Source organism: Polyangium sp. 15x6 (genome assembly GCF_029960785.1).
Lineage (GTDB): Bacteria > Myxococcota_A > Polyangia > Polyangiales > Polyangiaceae > Polyangium.
In genome coordinates, this window is sequence record NZ_JASBQE010000026.1 from 15,007 (window position 1) to 33,337 (window position 18,331).

An 18,331-nucleotide genomic window follows, 5' to 3' on the forward strand; every position below is an offset into this window, starting at 1 on the left:
CCCGGGTCCAGCCCCTGGCTGGTCCGGGTCCAGGGGCGGATAGCCCCTGGTGGGGCCTGGGGCAACGCCCCAGCGCGGCGGGGCTAGTACGGAAGCGGCGGCGGGTCGAGACGTTCTTCCTCTTCGTCTTCTCCCTGGCCGGTCTTCTGGGGTTTGTCGTTCAGCGGTACTTCGATCACGAAGTTTTGGCCGACGGGGCCGCCGAGCCACGTCGTTCGCGCCAGCGTCGACGCGCGCGGTGATGCGAGCTGGAAGCGCGGCGCGTCCTCCGTCGCCACGTGCAGCTCGAGCATCGCGTCGCATGCGCCGCGCGTCAGCGTGTCGACTGCGGCTTTGAGGACGGAGCGGTTCGAGCCGCCTGGCAAGAACGAGATGTACTCGTCGTACTTCAGCGGCCCGAGCTTGATCTTGAATCGGCCTGTCCCGTCGTAGACCCATCGACCGATCGTCAGGCTCTCGCCGAGCTGATGGTTTGCCACGCCCATCTTGTTGCGCAGCGGTTTTTCCAGCAGCGTCCAGTGCCCGACGAACTGCTCGATGTCCACGCCCATGCTGCCGAAGATGTCCTTCAGCACCACCTCGAGCCCATGCGCGCTGCGGGACTTCGTCGCGAGCAACGGCGCGTAGCGCAGGTAGAGGAACCGGTGCAGCGGGCTCTTGTGCTCGCGGAACCCATCGACGCCTGCCGCGCAGAGCAGGCGCCGCGTGAACGGATCGTCGCCCTTCCTCCGGTAGCCGACCGAGTGCCGGTACTTCGTGAACGCCCGGTAAAACAGCGACAGCAGGCGATGGTTGAAGACGTCGAGGAACTCGCGCTTCGGCTGCGGACCACCCTGGTAGTCCTCCTGCGCGAGCTCCTCGACGTAGTACGTCGGAAGCGGCGAGACCGAGCCGTAGAGCCCGAGGAAGCCCGCCGTGATGCGCGCGCGCTCGACCTCGTCGGGGTACTTCGTCGACTTCAGCTCGCTGACGTCCGTCGACGCGAAGATCAGGCTCGTGTCCGCGCGCAGGCGGATGCGCTCCGTCGCGACGGGCCCGAGCTGACCCACGGGCGCGCTGCCTGGAAAGAGGCGCTCGAGGATGTAGACGAGCCGGAAGAACGAGTAGCGACGCGCGCTGTGCTCGAGCTCGGCCATCTTGGCCGCGATCATGGCCTTCGCCTGCCGCTCCGGATCGGGCGACGGCGCGAACGCCGCGTCGGGTTTGGGCCCGCCGCTCAGATCAGGTTCAGGCTGCCGCTCTTCGGCTCCCATCGATAAACCACGCGCGTATTGGTGCCGGTGACGCTGAGCTGCGTGAAGGAGTTGAGCGAGACGTACGCCGCGAGCATCTCGTTCAGGATGCTCGCGAAGAGATACATCTCGCCTTCACCCGCGAAGCCCCCTTCGTCGAGCTCGACCTCCGTCGCCACGCCGCGCACGGGCGCGCCGCGGTAGAGCCGATCCGTGGGGCGGACGCGGATCGACTTGATCGCCTGCATGCGGAGCTGGTTCGCCCGCGCCGCCTGACGATCGACGAGCGCGGGGAAGTTGTAGATCTCGAGGACGGACCGGAGCACGTCGAGCTCCGTGATCGAGCGATAACTCATCGCCATGTGCGAGAGCACGCGCCACTGAAGCTCGCGGCCCATCGGCGGAGGCAAGGGCGCGGTCACGCCCGTGACGTTCGTGAAGCTCGCGACCGCCGGCGACGTCGCCGTCGGCACGCGCAGATCGCCGACCTTGAGCTGCGCCGGCAGGCGTCGGTTCGTGCACGTCGCCTCGATGCTGATGACGTCGAACTCCGGGATCGCCGCGCCGTCCTGCGCCGAGCCGAACGACACGTAGATGTCCACGCCGTCGCCGATCGCCGCCGGCTTGATGTGCGTCTGGTAAAAGACGCCGCGCGACGACGCTTCCGGATCGAGCTCGTGCTCGAACGAGAAGAACGGCGGGATCTTCACGCGCTGGCTCGTGCGCCGCGCGATGCCGATCACGTTCTCGATGCTGTAGAGCTCGTAGGCGACCGGCGTCGAGCCCGCGGGGCGCGCGAGGTACTCGTACTTGCTCGGATCGGGCTTGATCGGATCACTCGAGTGCTCGAACAGGTTCACGACCGGCGAGCAGAAGAGCCGGAAGTTCTCCTTCGACAGACGTGTCCCCGCCGGCAGACCGTCCTTGAACTGGATCAGGATCGAGAACCGGTCGGTGAGTTTGTCCGCGGGCATCGCTTCGAGGCCCACGACCTCGAAGAACGCGAACTTCTGCGGGAGCGTGAAGTACTCCTGGAGCAGCCGGAACCCTGCGTAAACCGTGGGCGGGTAGGGGATCAGCGCCTCGTCCTCGTCGAACCCGACGAGTTTTACGTTGCGCGCAGGAAGTGTTGCCAGCGTCGTGTCACGACCGGCGGCGTCGACCGCGCAGAGCGCGACGGAGTCGACGTGCGCCCCGAGCCAGACGCGCACGTCGTCCTGGAGCCTGCGCTCGCCGTGGATGTAGAAGCGGATCCTCGAGAGCGCGAGCGCCGCGAGCGCCGCGCCGCCCGTCACCTTCACCTCGATCCGCAAGGACTGCGCGAGCTGCGCGCCCGTCTCGACGCGCACGTCCTCCACCGTGAGCGGCAGGAGCTCCACGTCTTGCGTCGTGCGGAATCGACACGAAACACCGTCGACGGGCACCGAGCCGACCTCGGCGTGCCGCGCGACGATGAGCTTCTCGCGGACCACGTTCGGCAGCGGCGTGAACTCCACGATCGACGTCGCCGGGATCTGCCTGAGGTAGTGCGGGAAGAGCAGCGACGCGACCGAGTGGATGACCTCGGGCAGCTCGTCGTCGAGCTTCTGCCGGATCTTCCCCGTCAGGAACGCGACGCCTTCGAGCAACCGCTCGACGTCCGGATCTGCCCCGCGCTCGGCGAGCATCGGCGCGATCGCGGGGTACGCCTGCGCGAACTCGCGCCCGAGCTCGCGCAGGTAGGATAGCTCGTCCTGGTAGTACTTGTTGAACATGGGGCCCGACGCCGAACAGTCGACCGTTCCGCAGAGGCAGTGTCAACGATCGTGAAGAGGTTCGCGCCTCCGCGAACCGATCAGCCGATCTTGACGTTGCCGCTCCCATCCACGGAGGTGCTGAACCGAAGCCCCGAACGTCGTCCGTCCGGGTAGTGCAGCTGCCCCGTGATCTCGAACTCGAGGTACATGGTCCCCAGGACCTCGTTCTTGATGTGCCGCACCTGCACGTTCTTCAGGCGCGGCTCGTACTGCTGAATGCTGTTCTTGATGGCGCGTTGCACGATGCCGACCGCGTCGGGGAAGTCGTGCAGCATCTCCGACACCTCGATCAGCCCATAATCCGGGCAGGTCAGGGAGCTACCCTGCCGCGTGTTCAGCATCCGCGAGAGGTGCGTGATCACCCCCTGCTCGAGATCCTGATCCTTCCACGTGTGCCTCTCCAGCGAGTGCGGGTTGGCCGCGTGGGCGATGCGCGTGAGCAGCGAGGCTGCCATGCTGACCATTCTACCCGTCGCCCCGCTCGACCAGAAGCCCCGAATCCCCGCGCCGCGCTTCCCCCTCGAAACGGCTCGTTGGCATTGTATCAAAGGTCACCTGCCTTCGTGTGGAGGGGGCGTTGTCGGGGTTCGGGCCGTGGATCGTGCGCGGGGGGCTCACAGGGAATTTTCGTGGCAGGCGCCTTGCGTGATACGAAATGAGGCGTGAAGCCGTCTCTTCAAGACCGCCCGAACCAAGCGAAAACGGCGCGCCGCGGGAGCCTCGCCGCGCTGGCGCTGGGGATCGCCTCCACGATGGGCTGCGGCGCTGCGCCCGAGCAGCCGCACCTCGAGGCCAAGACGCGCGAGCAGACGCCGATCGCCGTGTGCACGCAGAAGCTCTCACCGCTGCGCGGGGGCCGCGGCAAGGCCGTGGTGCGCACGCTCGAGGCCGATCAGTGGGCCGAGATCGCGTTCCCGGGGTTCAACGCGGAGAAGGGGTTGAACCCGACCGACGTCGACTGCACGGGCCACTACGCCTTCGCGAACGAGTCGCTCCGCGGCGGCATCTCGGAGAAAGGCTGGCCGCGCAAGCTCGACGTCGAGGAGGTCGACGTCCGCTCCGGCCCGAACGGCCTGCGCACGCTCTGGTACCGCGTGCTCAAGTTCGAAAACGGCGACGAAGGCGGCCCGATCCTCCTCGCGCGCGCGGTCGACGATCGCGCCGAGATCTACGCGATCGGCAGCTTCCGCGGGCCCGCCAAATCGCAGATCACGCCGGTTCGTCTCGGCGACGACAACCTCGTCGTGGCGGAGGCGAAGCGCTGCCCCGATCCCGATGATTGTCGCAAACAGGCGCACATGTTCCTCGCGCGCCGCGGGCGCTTGATCGAGGCGGCGAAGGTCGACATCGAGCGCGTGCAGGTGCTCCCGTCGGTCACCGAGCGCGGGCTCTACGCGCGCTATCAGCTTCGAACGGACGTCAGCTACAAGCCGAACGGGATCCAGCTCCTCGAGCAGGTGAAGGTGAGCATCATCCACTACGAGGATCCGAACCGGGACAGCGACCGCGCCCTGCGCAAGGTCGAGTTCTCGCGTTTCCTCAAGGTGGAGCGCGACGCGTTGTTCTCGTCGAACGACCCGCTCTGGGAGCGCGTCGTCGGTCAGGACTGAGGTTCCAAAAGGAAAAACCGTTGGCGCTCCGAACTTCGGAGGGCCAACGGTTCAGGGAATGATGGAGACGCCCCGCCCGCGCGGGGCGTCTGTCATTTCACCAGCAGAAGATCGCGTTGCCGTAGCCGCAGGAGGGGCGCTGGAGGAGCGCGTAGGCGCCGCCGACGAGCAGGCCGGTGAAGAAGCCCGCGAACGTGCCGGCGATGATCTGGTTCGAGCTCTCGTAGGGGAGCGTCTGCGTGCCGAACTCGTCGACCGCGGGCGACTCGACGCCGCGCCCGACCGACGTGAGGATCGAGGCCACGAGCGGGACGCCGATGTTGCCGATGAACGAGCCCGCGTTGAAGCGGCCCTTCGAGTACTTGATCGTGTCGACGAGGAAGATGCCCGTGCCGACGCCCGTCGCGCCCCACGACGCGAAGGCGTGTGTCGAGGGCCCGCCGAACGTCTCGCAGCCCGAGTCCGGGTTCGCGACGAGCGTCTGATCCACGGTGCAGCCTGGGCGCTCCGATTGGAAGGCGTTCCGGATGGGGCCGTCGACGAGGAACGTCGCGGCGGCCATCGTCATCGCGGGGGCGAAACTCGAGAAGTGCCAGCGGCCCTTCCAGCCGACCGTCGCTTCCGGGTCGCTGTAGTACACGCGCGGCATGAGAAAGACCGTGCCGGCGCCGACGCCGAGCATGACGTGGCTCACCGTGCCCCACGTCTCGTCGCGCGGCGCGATGGCCGGGACGCCGGCGGTCTGGGCGGATGCCTCCGTGGAGTAGGCGAAGGAGGCTGAGACGAGGCCCAACGTGGCCAGAACGATCTCCCTGATACGCATTCGGATGAGCCTTCCGTATCCGCGCCCCGCGATGCGGGCGCGGCTCATCGTTTGAGCTGGTTCGGCGAGAGAGTGAAGCGGCCGCGGTTCTTCGCACCCGCATCGCCGGTGGTTTTCTCGTCATCCCCGGCAGTCGCAGCGTACGCGCGAGAGAACTGCGGGCCAAAAATAATCAGGAAGGTCTCTTTCTGTTCTCCAGCGTAGTCGCCGTGGACGACCTCGTAGAGCTTCCAGAGAGCTTCGAATTTGTTCGAGAATAGGCCGCCCCGCTTACCACGACGCTCGAGCTCGTCCTCGATCGTCTTCGGCGACAGCTTCGTGAGCAGCGTGCGCACGCCTTCCATCACGCCGTTGATGAGCGCGACCTGGTGGCTCATCACGTCGACGAAGATGTCCTGGAGCTGCCGCGGCGCGTCCGGTCCGCCTTGCTGGCCGAGCAGCACGTTGCCGAGCTCCTTCTCGTCCTTCGCCGAGGCGACGCGATCGTTCTCGTCCGGCGTGACCTCGCGCGCCAGCATCTCGGCCTCGAACTCCTGGTAGCCGTTCCGCAAGCTCACGAAGCACTTGAGGAAGACCTCCATCGCGTCGCGGAGCTTGCGGCCGAACGTCAGCACACTCTCCACGTCCTCGATCGGCTTCGAGCCAGGCGCGAGCGTGCGCGCGAGCTCGATCATCGCGGCGTGCGCGGCCTGCGCGGGGCTCGGCTCGCCGAGCATGCGCGGATCGACGCCGTAGTACTGCGAGAGCTTCTGGAAATCGTTCTCGGCCGCGAGGGTCGGCTGCTCCATCGCGACGCGCTTCAAATAGTTCTGCCGCACCTCGGGCGACAGGCGCGGCAGGTGATCGTAGATCACGCGATACACGCCGCCCCAGGCCGCGCGGTAGGCCTCGACGTAGGGCTGGAGCTGCCGCACGTAGGCGTCCTCGGCGCCGGGCGTGATCGGCTTCTGCTGCTGCCTCCACGACGCGGCGGCGTTGCCGGATTGCTCCTGGGCGAAGTCGAGGACCGTCCCGTCTTTCGGGGCCTCGCGTTTCTTCGGCGCCGCGTCGATGAGCTGCATCCGCATCACGATCGGCCCGATGGTCAGCTCCGGCGTGCTCGTGACGTCGGTCGGCGTGTCGCGCGTGAGGCGCCGACCCGCGAACACGGTCCCGTTCGTCGAGCCGAGATCCTTGACGATGATCTGCCGATCGCGGACGTCGATGGCCAGGTGGAACTGCGAGACGTACGGCCGATCGATGTGCAGGTCGTTGAGCTGGTTTCTGCCGATGCGGATGGGGAAGCGCTCGAATGTGACGTCGAAGCTTTGATTGGCCTGGGTATCGATGACCCGGGCCACGAGCGCCAGCGGCATGGGTGCGAGACTAGCAGACAGTGTCCCGGGACCAGAAGTAGCGGGCGACGATCAAGACGATCCTCCTTCGATCCCGCCAGGTTCGCCGCGGCGCGGCGCGTCACCCCGTTCGCGGGCCTTTGGGTCGGTCGTCCCGGTTTTTTGACACCTTTACCTACATCATGCGACCCTGACCGACATGAGCCTCCTCCACAGGATTCCGCCCCTCGTTTCGGCCCTTGCATTTGGGTACGGCGTGGGGATGAGCGCACCGGACGCGGCGCTGGCGCCTGTCCAGGCCGCCGTGGTGGCGGTCGCGCCGACGCCGGGGGCGCCCCGCCCCGAGGCCGCGCCGGTGCCGCTCGTCGTGGATCCTTCGCGAGCGCCCGCGCGGGGGGAGGCGCCGCGGGGCGGGGTCACGGCGGCGCGGATGGGCGGGCCGGAGTCGCAGCACCTCGGCAGGCTGCGCGAGGTCGAGATGCGGGAGGCGGCGCGCGGCGAGCAGTCCTCGCTCGATCGGCCGATGTACTCGCGTCCGCCGCGGCTCAACTCCGACGCGACGGGGGAGGGGGCCGAGGTCGACGATCTCGACGTGGCGGGCGCGGAGGCGCTCTCGCGGTTGCAGCTGCCGGATCTGAAGGTGTCGATCACGCGGCGCACGTTGAAGTACGTCCGCTTCTTCACGCGGACCGATCGAGGCCGCGGGATGTTCGAGACCTGGCTGAAGCGCAGCGGCCGCTACCAGGACCTCATCCAGGGCGAGCTCCGCGAGTGGCGTTTGCCCGAGGATCTGATCTGGGTCGCGATGATCGAGAGCGGGTTCGACGCGCGGGCGAAGTCGCCGGCGGGGGCGATGGGGCTCTGGCAGTTCATGCCGGCGACGGGCGCGGTGTACGGGCTCGAGCAGAACAAGCACGTCGACCAGAGGAAAAACCCGAGGCTCGCGTCGCGCGCGGCCGCGCACCACCTCCGGGATCTCTACATGCGCTTCGGCAACTGGGATCTCGCGCTCGCGGCGTACAACATGGGCTACGAGCAGCTCCTCGATCGGATCGATCGCTACGGCACGGCCGACTTCAACGAGCTCGCGCGGCAGGAAGCGCTGCCCTCGGAGACGGCGTCGTACGTCCCGAAGATCGCGGCGGCGGCGCTCGTCGCGAACAACCTGGAGCGCTTCGGGTTCGATCAGGTCGAGCTCGCGCGTCCCGTCGACGCCGCCGAGATCGCGGCGCCGCCTGGTTTGTCGCTCAAGACCCTCGCCAAGGCGGCCGGCGTGCCGCTGAAGACGGTGCGGCAGCTCAATCCGGATCTGCTCGGCGATAGGCTGCCGCCGGGGCGTGGCGACTTCCTCGTGAACGTGCCGGCCGAGTCGCTCTCGCGCGCGCATACGATGTTGCCGGTTCTCCTCCAGACCGAGCCGATCGTGACCGAGGACGCGGCCGTGCTCGATCCGGTCGATCTCATCGGCGGGCGCGATTTCGTGCGGCGTCGCGCGGCGACGCGGGACAACGACAGCCTGCTCTCGCTCCTGCCTTCGTACAAGAAGCGGCGCGCGCTCCGGGATCCGGTCGAGGAGCTCGCGGCGCAGGCCGGCGTGGGCCCCGCGGCGGACGACGACGAGGGCGACGAGGAGCCTTTCCGGCCGCGCAAGAAGCGCACAGGGCGAAAGACGCTGCTTTACAAGGTTGGTCCGGGCGACACGCTCATCGGAATCGCGCGTCAATTCGCGATGGATGTGGACGACGTGGCGCGGGAAAACCGGCTCGGCGAAGAGGACAAACTCCGCGCAGGATCCATTTTGAGGCTCCACGTCAAGCCCGGCGTGCTCGGTGCGCTCGATCTCGGCGCGGCCGAGGGGGGTGAGGCGGGCGCCAAAGCGGAGGAGACGCAGCGCCGCATCATCGATCCGGGCACGAGCGCGAACGCGAGCAAAGATAAGGACAAGGGTCCTTCCGACGCAGCGCGCGGTACCGAGAAGACGGACGCGCAAAAGGGTCGCGGCGATGGAAGGAAAGGATCGCGAGGCCGATCCCGCGGGTGACGTCGGGCCCCGGGTCCTTGTAGGATGCCCGGGCCATGATGCTCGTCGAACACAAGTCCATCATCAAGCGGCTCAGCAAAACCTGCATCGCTGCGCTCGAGGCGGCTGCCTCCCAGTGCGTCAATGCGAGGCATTACGAGATCACGGTCGAGCACCTGCTGCTCAACCTGCTCGACGATGCGAACTCCGACATCGCGTTCCTCGTGATGCATTACGACCTCGACCCCGCGCGCCTCCGGCAGGCCCTGCAGCGGAGCCTCTCGGATCTGCGCACGGGCAACGCGGGTAAGCCCGTCTTCTCCCCGATGATGCTCGAGTGGATGCAGGACGCGTTCGTCGTCGGGTCGATGGACTACGGGTACACGAGGATCCGGAGCGGCGTGCTCTTCTCGCGCATCGTCAACCAGCCGACGAAGTACACGATGAGCGGCCTCTCCGCGCTGCTCGAGGGCATCTCGCGCGAAGACGTCAAGAACAACCTCCCGAAGATCATCTCCGGCTCGAAGGAGGACGTGGAGTCGGCCCCGACGGCGACGGGCGGCGCGGCGGGCGGCGCAGGCCCGGGCGGGCTGCCGCAGGGCACGGCGAGCGCGGCGGCGGACTCGGCGCTGGCGAAGTACTGCGTGGACTACACGGGCCGCGCGCGCGCCGGTCAGATCGACCCGATCTTCGGCCGTGAGGGCGAGATCCGGCAGATGATCGACATCCTCGGCCGCCGCCGGAAGAACAACCCGATCATCGTCGGCGACAGCGGCGTCGGCAAGACGGCCCTCGTCGAGGGCATGGCGCTCATGATCGTGAACAACCAGGTCCCGCCGATCATGCAGGGCGTGGAGATCCTGGGCCTCGATCTCGGCCTCCTCCAGGCCGGCGCGGGCGTGAAGGGTGAGTTCGAGAACCGGATGAAGCAGGTCATCTCGGAGATCAAGGGCTCGCCGAAGCCGATCATCCTCTTCATCGACGAGGCGCACACGATCATCGGCGCCGGCAACCAGCAGGGCGCGGGCGACGCGGCGAACCTGCTCAAGCCCGCCCTCGCGCGCGGCGAGCTGCGCACGATCGCGGCCACGACGTGGGCCGAATACAAGAAGTACTTCGAGAAGGACGCGGCGCTCGCGCGGCGCTTCCAGCCCGTGAAGGTCGACGAGCCGAGCGAGGCGGTCGCGATCACCATGATCCGCGGCCTCCGCCCGAAGTTCGAGGAGGCCCACAACGTCATCGTCTCGGACGAGGCGGTCGTCGCGGCCGTGAAGCTCTCGGCCCGCTACATCTCGGGCCGCCTCTTGCCGGACAAGGCGGTCGACCTCCTCGATACCTGTTCGGCGCGCGTGAAGATCGCGCTCCAGCAGAAGCCCGCGCAGGTCGAGGACATCGAGGTCCGCATCGACACGCTCACGCGTGAGCTCGAGGCGCTCAAGCGCGACCGCGACGCGGGCCTCACGATCGAGCAGGAGCGCGTCGAGTATCTCGAGGACCGGATCGCGAAGTCGAAGGTCGAGCTCGAGAACACGCGCGTCGCCTACGACAACGAGTCCGCGGGCGCGAAGAAGGTGCTCGAGGCGCGCAAGCGCATGGACGAGGCGAAGACGACGGAGGAGAAAGACGCGATCCGCCGCGAGGTCGTCGCCGCGATCAGCGATCTCCACAAGAGCCAGGGCGAGGTGCCGTTGCTCCGGCCGGACGTCGACGAGGCGATGGTCGCGGCCGTCGTCAGCGCCTGGACGGGCATCCCCGTCGGCAAGATGGTCTCGGATAGCGTCAAGGCGCTCGTCGAGATGGAGTCGCGCCTGAACACGCGCATCAAGGGCCAGGGTTACGCCCTCGAGACGGTGGCGAAGGAGCTCCGGGCGGCGCGCGCGGGCCTCAAGCCGCAGAACACGCCGATGGGCGTCTTCCTCTTCGTCGGCCCGTCCGGCGTCGGCAAGACGGAGACGGCGCTCGCGCTCGCGGACATGCTCTTCGGCGGCGAGCGCATGATGGTCACGATCAACATGTCCGAGTTCCAGGAGAAGCACACGACCTCCCGGCTCATCGGCTCGCCGCCCGGCTACGTCGGTTATGGCGAGGGCGGCATGCTGACCGAAGGCGTGCGCCAGCGGCCCTACACGGTCGTCCTCCTCGACGAGTGCGAGAAGGCGGATCCGGACGTGATGAACCTGTTCTACCAGGTGTTCGACAAGGGCATGCTCACCGACGGCACGGGCCTGCTCGTCGACTTCAAGAACACGGTCATCATCATGACCTCGAACCTCGCGACCGATAAGATCACGAACCACGTGGTCTCGGCGTGGGAGGAGAACCGCGAGCCGGTCATCCGCGAGATCTACGAGGAGATCAAGCCGACGCTCTCCGCGCACTTCAAGCCGGCGCTGCTCGCGCGTATGACCGTGGTCCCGTACATCCCGATCTCGCCCGCCGCGCTCGGCGAGATCACGCGCCTCAAGCTGAACGGCCTCGTCGATCGCCTGAAGAAGAGCCAGAAGATCGACGCGACGTACTCGGATCGCATGGTCGATCTCATCGCGAGCCGGTGCACCGAGGTCGATACGGGCGCCCGCAACATCGACCACATCCTGCGCGCGTCGCTCCTGCCGATGCTGTCGCAGGAGATCCTCACGAAGATGGCCGAGGGCGTGATGCCGAAGAAGCTCTTCATCGACATCGACGATCAGAAGAACTTCACGGCGACGTTCCCGGAGTGACCGCGTAACACCCGCTCGGGGTCAAGGCCCCTCTCGCGCTCGGCGAGGGGGGCCTTTTGGTTTCTGGGCCGACGCTTTCGGCAAAAAGCTAGGCCACTCGCCACACCTTCCGATAAAAAGGAGGGCCATGGCGGCCTCAGCGTCCACCACCTCCTGGAAACGCAAGCGCGCGGCCCTGGCCCTTGCCTCTCTCTCCTTTCTCGGGCTCGGGCTTGGCGCGCTCTCCTCGTTTGCGATCGGCTGCGGATCCGCGCCGCCACCTGCCGCGCCGAAGCCGTGCGACGTCCAGATCGTCACGCTTCGCATCTACGCCGCGGACAACATCAACCCGAACGAGAACCAGAACCCGCGCCCCGTCGTCATCCGGCTGTATCAGCTCAAGGACGAGATGCGGATGCAGAACGCGACGTACGACGAGGTCCTCCTGTCCGACAAGGAGGTCCTCGCCGACGACATCGTCAAGGTGGACGAAGTCAGCGTTTTCCCGAACGATCTCGTGGAGGTGAAGTTCGAGCGCGCGAAGGAGGCGAGCACGCTCGGAGGCGTCGCGCTCTTCCACAGCCCGAAGGGGCAGAGCTGGAAGACGTTCTACGCATTTCCTCTGATGCCGGGCGAGGCCCAGTGCGGCGGCCGCGAGAGCGACGCCGGTGCGCAGGCCGACCCCAAGACTGCCTTTTTCGTCGAGTCCACGAAGATCGACAACGGCAGCGAATTCGACGAATCGATGTTCCCGAACGCGACATCGGTCCGCAGGGTCAACCTCCCCAAGGCGTCGGGCGGCAACGCTCCGCCGAAGGCCGCTGCCCCGGCCCCCTAGGGCTGCGCGGCGAGTTCTGATAAGACTGACCGGGCGATATGATCCACCCGCGCAAGCCCGTCTGGACCGAGGGGCTCTTCATGACCCCTCAGCATCTTCAGCAAGGGGACCAGTACCACGAGTCGCTGCTCCAAGCGCGCACCAACGCGCTCTTGAGTTATCCGTGGGGCGTGACGGGCGTGCAGTTCGACGAGCGCGCCCTCGCCGCGGGACAACTCAAGCTCGTCAAGTGTCACGGCTTCTTCCCCGATGGCACGCCGTTCTTCGTCGGTGATCGCGGCGAGGACGTGGTCGAGGCGCGGCCGCTCGAGGGCGTGTTCCCGGCGGCCCTCGAGGCGCTCGACGTCTTCGTGGCGATCCCGAACGTGCGCGAGACGCACCCGAACGTCGCGCTCGATCCGGCGAAGGCGAACCCGGCGATCCGGTTCGTCGCGGCGACCACGACGGTCCCGGACATGACGACGGGCCGCAACGACACCTCGGTCGTTTGGGCTCGTTACAACCTCCGCATCCTCTTCGGCACCGAGCCGCGCGACGCGTATCAGACCGTGCGGATCGGGCAGCTCGTGCGGGATCGGACCGGCGCGATCGTCCTCAAGAAGAGCTTCATCCCGCCGATCCCGCACATCGGCAGCTCCGACCACATCATGTCGGGGATGCGGCGCATTCTCTCGGCGATGGTGGGCAAGCAGAAGTCCCTCGCCGAGGGGCGCAGGCTGCGCACGGCGGCGTCGGTCGACTTCCAGTTCTCCGACACGGCGAAGTTCTGGATGCTCCACACGCTGAACGCGTTCATCCCCGCCGTCTCGCACATGGTCGATCATGGCAACGCACATCCCGAGGATTGCTACGTCCTCATCGCGTCGCTGATCGGCGAGCTCTGCACGTTCGCGGCGGACGGCGATCCGACGTCGATCCCGAAGTTCAACTACCTCGATCTCGAGGGCGTGTTCGAGCCGCTCTTCGATCGCGCGCTCACGCTCGTCGCCAGCGTGCTCGCGGAGAACTACACCGTCGTTCCGCTGGAGAAGCGCGAGGACGGCATGTACCTCGGCAAGTTCGAGGATCCGAAGCTCCCGCGCACGCACGAGCTCTTCCTCGAGGCGAAGGGCGCCGACGAGGCGACGCTGCGCGAGCGTTTGCCGCGGCTCCTCAAGATGGGGTCGTGGACGCAGATCGGTTACATCCTGAACGCCGCCATGCCTGGCGTTCGTGTCGCGGTCGAGTACCGGCCCCCGGGCGCGATCCCGGTCAAGCCGGGCGTCATCTACCTCCGCGTCGACCAGGCTGGCGATTACTGGAACGATATCCTCGGCTCTGGCACGATCGCGATCTACCAGCCGATCGACCCGCAGAAGGTCGATCTGCGGCTGATCGCGGTCCAGGGCGGCAAGTGAATGAAGCGCGCGGCTTTTGAGATCATGGGGAGCGCATGAGCCTGTCGCAGTCGATGTATTGGGTCTGCTCGGATGTCCTGTCGCTGATCCTGCAGCTCAGGAACTCTCGGGATCTGCCTGCGCCGGACATCCTTCAGCGCCGCGTCCTGCAGCTCTTCGACACGATGATGCAGAACGGCCGCGAGGCTCGGATCCCCGAGCAGGACATGATCGACGCGAAGTTCGCGCTCGCCGCCTTCGCCGACGAGGTCATCTACCACTCGAGCTGGCCGGGCAAGACGCAGTGGCTCAGTAACCCCCTGCAGCTGCAGTTCTTCCAGCTCAACACGGCCGGCGACCAGTTCTTCGTGAACCTGGACAACCTGCACGGCCAGCGCAACCGCGCGCACGTCGCACAAATCTACTTCCTCTGTTTGGCCCTTGGCTTTCAGGGGAAATATCGTTTGCGGCACCAGGAGGGGCTCCAGGCCGTGGTGGAGGGGCTCGGCAACTACGTCGCGCTGGCGGAGGGCGGGGGAGATCAGCTCTCGCCGAACGCGGAGCGCAAGGACGGCGGCGGCGGCGCTGTTCGTCGCGAGCTGCCGTATCTCTTCATCGCGATCGGGTTCCTCATCCTGGCGCTGATCGTGATCTTCATCCTTTGGCTCATCATCGGCTCGAACGCCGACTCCACTGCCGAAGCCATCAAGAAGCTTTTGGGCGGCGGCAAGTAAGAGTCCCGGGAAGTTGATCCGGACCGAGGGAGACGTTCCATGTGGCTGTGGATCCTGAGCGCGTTGTTCCTCGCCCTCGTCTGGGGCGTATGGTTCATCCTGAGACCCACCGGGCCAGGGCCGAGCGCCGAGGTGTTCCCGACGTGGATCCCGATCGCCATCACGGCCGTCGTGGTCCTCGGGTTGGTTGGTCTCGTCGTGTATCGACGGATCCGCGCGGCGCGTGCGGCGCGCGCGCTGGAGAAGGCGATCGCGCAGCAGGCCCAGGAGCAAGCGCTCAACGCGAAGCCCGAGCGGCGCGCCGAGATCCAGGAGCTGCATCGTCAGCTCCAGGAGGGCATCAACGCGCTCAAGTCCTCGAAGCTCGGGGGCGGCACGAACGCGCTGTACTCGCTGCCCTGGTACGTGATGGTCGGCCCGCCCGGCGCGGGTAAGACGACCGCGCTGCGCCACTCGGGCCTCGTGTTCCCGTACCTCGATCCGCAGGGCGGCGGCGTCCGCGGCGTCGGCGGCACGCGCAACTGCGACTGGTGGTTCACGAACGAGGCGATCCTCCTCGACACCGCCGGCCGTTACACGACCGAGGCCGACGACCACGACGAGTGGATGGCCTTCCTCGAGCAGCTCCTCAAGTACCGCCCCGACAAGCCGGTGAACGGCGTCGTCTGCGCGGTGAGCATCTCGGAGCTCGTCGACGCGACGGAAGAGCAGGTCGAGTCGATCGCGAAGAAGGTCCGCGCGCGCATCGACGAGATGCAGTCGACGCTGAAGATGGTCCTGCCCGTCTACGTGATGTTCACGAAGGTGGACCTCGTCTCCGGGTTCGTCGAGTTCTTCGGCGATCTCAAGAAGAGCGAGCGTGGCCAGGGCTTCGGCGCGACCGTCAAGCTCGACGCGAACAAGAGCGAGCCCGGCAAGATCTTCGACGCCGAGTTCGACACGCTCGTCGAGCGCATGCACGACCGCGCGCTCCGCCGCATGGTCACCGAGCGCAATCGCGGGACGAAGGAAAAAGTCTTCCAGTTCCCGCTCGAGTTCGCGGCGATCAAGCAGAACCTCTCGCACTTCCTGAACGTCGCGTTCCAGCCCTCGAAGACGCCGGGCCTGGCGACGCCGATCATGCGCGGCTTCTACATGACGAGCGGCGTGCAAGAGGGAAAACCCCTCGATCGCGTCCTCGGCACGATGATGAGCGCGTTCGGCCTGCGCCCTGCGATCGCGGACGAGTCAGAGGCGGCGGGCGCCACGGAGGCGAAGAGCTACTTCCTCCGCGACGTCTTCATGAACGTCATCTTCCCGGACCAGGACATCGCGGCGCGGACCGCGGCCGAGGTCCGGAGGCAGAGGATCCAGCGCTTCGCGGCGGCGTTCGCGGCGGCGGCGCTCGCGGTCGTCCTGCTCATCCCGTCGGTGATGTCGTTCGCGAACAACCGCGCGCTCGTCGCCGAGACCTCCCGGATCTCGGGCGAGGCGGCGGGCGTGAAGTGGACCGACGGCAGCTCGCCACTGGAGAAAGTCGACAAGCTCGACAACCTCCGCGCGCACGCCCAGCTCCTCGATCAGTACCGCGAGGAGGGAGCGCCCGTGAGCTACCGCTGGGGTATGTACCAGGGCGACAAACTCTTCGAGCCGACGAAGGACCAGTACATCGCGTCCTTGCGCGAGGGCTTCGTCAAGCCCGTGCGTGCGCGCCTCGAAGAGCGCCTGAACGCGGCGACCGGCGGCAAGTACCTCGAGGAGTACAACGACCTCAAGACGTATTTGTTGCTCGCCGACGAGCACAAGATCCACCTGCTCCCCGAGTCCGAGACCGCGTGGGAGACGGGCAAGCTCTTGCAGCTCTGGACCGACATCCTCCGCCCGACGACGGACATCCCCGAGGCCGACCTCAAGGCGAAGCTCGCGCCTCACGTAAAATACTACGTCGACCTCCTCCGCCGCGGTGCGATCCGGGGCGAGGAGCTCGACAAGCGCACCGTGGAGCGCACGCGCGACATCCTCGCCCGTGTCGGCCCCACGCAGCGGTACTACGACCGGTTCGTCACTGCGCTGATCGACGAGAAGTACGACGAGAACGGCCCGAACACGCGCGAGAACCTGAAGTATCCGCCCCTCTCGCTCGACGATCTCTTCTCGGATCGACCCGAGGTCCTGAGCAAGGTCCGCAGCGCCCAGAAGGAGCGCACGAGCAAGTGGTTCGTCGTGCGTGGTCCGTACACGGCGAAGGGCCACGCGCAGGTCGTGGCGAGCCTCGAGGAGGGCATCAAGGTCCTCGATCGCGAGCGCTGGGTCGTGCCGCTGACGCAGGAGGAAGAGCGCCAGGGCGACAAGATCGCGCAGGCCCTCGCCCGCGTGCGCCAGGACTACGACGCGCAGTACATCCGCGAGTGGCTCGAGTTCTTCCGGGACATCTCGGTCGAGATCCCGCCGAACAACAAAGAGGCAATCGAGGAGTTCCGCGTCCTCTCCACGCCCGACTGGCCCTACCAGCGCCTGCTCCGCGCGCTCGAGGACAACACGCAGTTCGACCTGGTGGAGAACCAGGCCGAGCAGCAGGTCCTCGCGGATGGCGGCGTGCTCGATCAGGTCAAGGAGCGCGTGAAGCGCCGGATCGACTCGTCGTTCAGCACGCGCACCGGCACGAGCGGCCGCCTCTCGCAGCTCGTGAATCTCGGCGGCGGCGGCACGGCGGGTCCGTACGATCCGATCCCGGACAAGTTCCGCTCGATGGTGCGCTTCGGCGTGCCCGAGCAGCCCAAGCAGACTGCGGAGGGCGTGGCTCCGCCGCCTCCGACGCCGGCCGAGCTCTCGAAGTACATCGGTCACCTCGAGCAGCTCGCGGCCGAGATGGGCGGCATCGAGGACGCGCCTCCTGGTGCCAGCACGCAAGCCGCGCGCGAAAAGTTCGGCGAGGCCGTGCGCGAGACCGAGAAGCTCCTGCTCAAGATGGACGAGACGGGCCAGGAGCTCATGACGCCGCTGCTCATGAACCCGCTCCGCCAGGCTTACAAGGCTGTCATGCGCAGCGCCGGCGGGTCCGCGAGCGGGCTCTGGGAGGTCGTCGTTTGGCCGCCCTTCCGCGAGAACATCAAGGATCGGTATCCGTTCGATCTCGCGGCGTCGCGTGATGCTTCGTTCGAGGACGTGGTCGCCTTCTTGAAGCCGAAGGAGGGCATCCTCTGGGGCTTCTACGAGCAGCACCTCGACGACTTCCACATTCGCGTGGGCCACGACTTCATTCCGAAGGGCGGCCTCGAAGGTCGTCCGAAGCCGGCGAAGCCGTTCACGCCCTTCAACGCGATGCTTTATCCGTGCCTGCACAGGGCGCACGAGATCACCGAGGCCATGTGGCCGAGCGGCGGCGGCGAAAAACCGCAGGTGACGTTCCACGTCAACCTGAAGACGGTGAGCCCGATCGTCAGCGAGGTGCTCTTCGAGATCGACGGCCAGAAGCGCCAGTATCGCAACGAGAAGGAGTTCTGGCACACGTTCACCTGGCCGGGCGAGAAGCAGACCGGCGCGCGCCTCCGCGTGCGTGGTGCCGGTGGGCTCGACGAGGAGCTCGTGCGTGAGGGCCCCTGGGGCATCTTCCGCCTGTTCGAGGCGGGCACGACGACGGCCGAGAAGGACAAGGACAGCGTCTTCACGGTGACGTGGCAGATGACTGCGCCTCCCGTGACGGTGACGATGGAAGTGCGCCCCACCCGCGCCAATCATCCGTTCGTCAACAGCTTCTTCCGCGCGACCAACTGCCCCCCCAGCATTGGCGACAGCTTCGGCGGCAAGAAGGGCTCTTGAGATGGTGTTCCACAGGCGCCGCGTAGCAGCCTGTGGAATGCCCTCCCAGGGTTCGCCCGCGGCAGCAC

The 18,331-nt window shown here is 67.0% G+C and carries 12 protein-coding genes; 7 read left to right on the top strand and 5 right to left on the bottom strand.

Going from position 1 to position 18,331, the window contains the following annotated elements; all coding sequences use genetic code 11:
* Positions 1-83: 83 nt before the first annotated feature.
* The 3 genes from tssG to tssE form a co-directional block, all read right to left on the bottom strand.
* A complete protein-coding gene (gene tssG / locus QHF83_RS20440; RefSeq protein ID WP_282419559.1) occupies positions 84-1,253 on the bottom strand; it encodes a type VI secretion system baseplate subunit TssG in 1,170 nt (389 codons plus the stop codon).
* Entirely contained in the window at positions 1,217-2,986 is a 1,770-nt protein-coding gene (gene tssF / locus QHF83_RS20445) for a type VI secretion system baseplate subunit TssF (RefSeq protein WP_282419560.1), read from the bottom strand. Before tssF ends, tssG begins: the two co-directional genes overlap by 37 nt.
* 80 nt (positions 2,987-3,066) lie before the next feature.
* On the bottom strand, positions 3,067-3,483 hold the full coding sequence (gene tssE, locus QHF83_RS20450; RefSeq protein ID WP_282419561.1) for a type VI secretion system baseplate subunit TssE: 417 nt from the start codon (positions 3,481-3,483) through the stop codon (positions 3,067-3,069).
* Positions 3,484-3,690: 207 nt separating this feature from the next.
* On the opposite strand from tssE, the gene QHF83_RS20455 reads away from it, so the two are divergent.
* Positions 3,691-4,638: a hypothetical protein gene (locus QHF83_RS20455; protein ID WP_282419562.1), complete on the top strand. Its 948-nt coding sequence runs from the start codon at positions 3,691-3,693 to the stop codon at positions 4,636-4,638.
* A 97-nt stretch (positions 4,639-4,735) separates the two neighbouring features.
* On the opposite strand, the gene QHF83_RS20460 is transcribed toward QHF83_RS20455, so the two are convergent.
* Complete coding sequence (locus QHF83_RS20460) at positions 4,736-5,461, bottom strand: hypothetical protein (RefSeq protein ID WP_282419563.1); 726 nt, start codon at positions 5,459-5,461, stop codon at positions 4,736-4,738.
* A 44-nt stretch (positions 5,462-5,505) separates the two neighbouring features.
* A complete protein-coding gene (locus QHF83_RS20465) occupies positions 5,506-6,816 on the bottom strand; it encodes a type VI secretion system-associated FHA domain protein (protein ID WP_282419564.1) in 1,311 nt (436 codons plus the stop codon).
* A gap of 241 nt (positions 6,817-7,057) precedes the next feature.
* On the opposite strand from QHF83_RS20465, the gene QHF83_RS20470 reads away from it, so the two are divergent.
* The 6 genes from QHF83_RS20470 to tssM all read left to right on the top strand — a co-directional run bounded on the left by QHF83_RS20470 (position 7,058) and on the right by tssM (position 18,263).
* Positions 7,058-8,836, top strand: a complete 1,779-nt coding sequence (locus QHF83_RS20470) for a lytic transglycosylase domain-containing protein (protein WP_282419565.1) — start codon at positions 7,058-7,060, stop codon at positions 8,834-8,836.
* Positions 8,837-8,871: 35 nt separating this feature from the next.
* On the top strand, positions 8,872-11,538 hold the full coding sequence (tssH, locus tag QHF83_RS20475) for a type VI secretion system ATPase TssH (RefSeq protein ID WP_282419566.1): 2,667 nt from the start codon (positions 8,872-8,874) through the stop codon (positions 11,536-11,538).
* A 127-nt stretch (positions 11,539-11,665) separates the two neighbouring features.
* Positions 11,666-12,355: a type VI secretion system lipoprotein TssJ gene (gene tssJ, locus QHF83_RS20480; protein ID WP_282419567.1), complete on the top strand. Its 690-nt coding sequence runs from the start codon at positions 11,666-11,668 to the stop codon at positions 12,353-12,355.
* Positions 12,356-12,393: 38 nt separating this feature from the next.
* On the top strand, positions 12,394-13,752 hold the full coding sequence (gene tssK / locus QHF83_RS20485) for a type VI secretion system baseplate subunit TssK (protein WP_281312229.1): 1,359 nt from the start codon (positions 12,394-12,396) through the stop codon (positions 13,750-13,752).
* Positions 13,753-13,787: 35 nt separating this feature from the next.
* Positions 13,788-14,465 carry a DotU family type IV/VI secretion system protein gene (locus QHF83_RS20490; RefSeq protein WP_282419568.1) on the top strand — a complete coding sequence of 226 codons (678 nt, stop codon included), beginning with the start codon at positions 13,788-13,790 and terminating at the stop codon, positions 14,463-14,465.
* 39 nt (positions 14,466-14,504) lie between these two features.
* Entirely contained in the window at positions 14,505-18,263 is a 3,759-nt protein-coding gene (gene tssM, locus QHF83_RS20495; RefSeq protein WP_282419569.1) for a type VI secretion system membrane subunit TssM, read from the top strand.
* Positions 18,264-18,331 lie beyond the last annotated feature (68 nt).

Excerpts from the sequence above, each read along its gene's own strand:
- tssG (WP_282419559.1), bottom strand. The coding sequence starts at position 1,253 with ATGGGAGCCGAAGAGCGGCAGCCTGAACCTGATCTGAGCGGCGGGCCC.
- tssF (WP_282419560.1), bottom strand. The coding sequence starts at position 2,986 with ATGTTCAACAAGTACTACCAGGACGAGCTATCCTACCTGCGCGAGCTC.
- tssE (WP_282419561.1), bottom strand. The coding sequence starts at position 3,483 with ATGGCAGCCTCGCTGCTCACGCGCATCGCCCACGCGGCCAACCCGCAC.
- QHF83_RS20460 (WP_282419563.1), bottom strand. The coding sequence starts at position 5,461 with ATGCGTATCAGGGAGATCGTTCTGGCCACGTTGGGCCTCGTCTCAGCC.
- QHF83_RS20465 (WP_282419564.1), bottom strand. The coding sequence starts at position 6,816 with ATGCCGCTGGCGCTCGTGGCCCGGGTCATCGATACCCAGGCCAATCAA.
- QHF83_RS20470 (WP_282419565.1), top strand. The coding sequence starts at position 7,058 with ATGAGCGCACCGGACGCGGCGCTGGCGCCTGTCCAGGCCGCCGTGGTG.
- tssH (WP_282419566.1), top strand. The coding sequence starts at position 8,872 with ATGATGCTCGTCGAACACAAGTCCATCATCAAGCGGCTCAGCAAAACC.
- tssJ (WP_282419567.1), top strand. The coding sequence starts at position 11,666 with ATGGCGGCCTCAGCGTCCACCACCTCCTGGAAACGCAAGCGCGCGGCC.
- tssK (WP_281312229.1), top strand. The coding sequence starts at position 12,394 with ATGATCCACCCGCGCAAGCCCGTCTGGACCGAGGGGCTCTTCATGACC.
- QHF83_RS20490 (WP_282419568.1), top strand. The coding sequence starts at position 13,788 with ATGAGCCTGTCGCAGTCGATGTATTGGGTCTGCTCGGATGTCCTGTCG.
- tssM (WP_282419569.1), top strand. The coding sequence starts at position 14,505 with ATGTGGCTGTGGATCCTGAGCGCGTTGTTCCTCGCCCTCGTCTGGGGC.